The 1,115-nt window shown below is 69.8% G+C and carries 1 protein-coding gene; it reads left to right on the forward strand.

Translation table 11 applies throughout. From position 1 onward, the window contains the following. The first annotated feature begins 829 nt into the window (after positions 1-829). Positions 830-1,105, forward strand: a complete 276-nt coding sequence (locus IP76_RS23215) for a hypothetical protein (RefSeq protein WP_156318700.1) — start codon at positions 830-832, stop codon at positions 1,103-1,105. Positions 1,106-1,115: the final 10 nt, after the last annotated feature.

Here is a 1,115-nt window from a genome sequence, read left to right on the forward strand (position 1 = left end):
GTACACTTCATATACCGATTAGTGTGCTCGAGAAAACCCACAGATGTGCCGGCCCAGGGCCACACGCGGACAGCACCTTCACGAGGACGCTATCGAGGTTCTGCTGGCACAGGGCGACGTTTATGATGTGTCGGATGGCGAGCTGGAGAAGCTTTCGTGCTGGCTGCTTGAAGGGAGCGATGATGAGCAGGATGAGCTCGTGCTGGCACCGTCGATAGCGGAGGCGCCCTTCGCCACCCCCAGCGGCTGCCCTGCGGCCGCCGGTGCAGCCCCGCTGCCGGTGATGGGCAACCCGCTGGCGTTCATCCCGCCCACTCCCTTCACCCTCACAGTGCAGCAGCACAGCCCTCAGTACTCTCCATTCCTTGCCGGTAGCGCGCAGCAATCCGCGGCCGCTGGCAAGCAGGACTGCAGCGGTGGCCTGCCGTGCGGCAGCAGCAACCCTCGCGCCGGCAGCGGCGTGCTGCGTGCAAGCTCGCCGCCAGCCCTTGACGACCGCAGCGGCGCCCTGCGTTGGCTGCACGGCTGGGCCGCCCTGGCCTCGGGGGAGATGGAGCCGAGCCTTGGGCCGCCGCGCGCCGCCCCCGCTGCGCCACGCTGGGCACCCTGCACCAGCCCAGGCCAGCGCTCTGCAACCAGCTGCAGCCCCAGTGACAGCAGCACCGCGCACAGCATGCTGTCGGGCCGCCATTACAGCAGCCCCCACAGCCTGGCGCCCGCAGCCGACAGCCTGCTGCCGCCTGTGCCGCCTGGCGGGCACCTGGCCTGCGACACCCCGCCAGTGGGGCTGCCCCAGCGGCAGCCGCAGCAGTGCCGCAAACGGCTCACAATGGCAGAGCACACCATTGCATGGCCTGCTGGTGCCACGGCACCCAGGGAGCAGAAGCGCACGCGCACGGTGCCGACGGCACCAGCTTGGCCGCGGGCCAGCGAGCCAGCCTGGGCAGCCAACCTGACGCAGGCGCTGAATGAGGCTGCCACTGCCATGCGGGCCGAGCTTTCTGCAGCGGCAGAGCGCCGCAGCCCGCCTGGCTGCCAGCCGTACTCTACAGAGCGCCTCAGGTCAAACCTTGCAGCATCGCCGCTGAACCCCGCGCTGCTGTGAAGCCGCCGCC

Source organism: Rhizobium sp. AAP43 (genome assembly GCF_001296045.1).
Lineage (GTDB): Bacteria > Pseudomonadota > Alphaproteobacteria > Rhizobiales > Rhizobiaceae > Allorhizobium.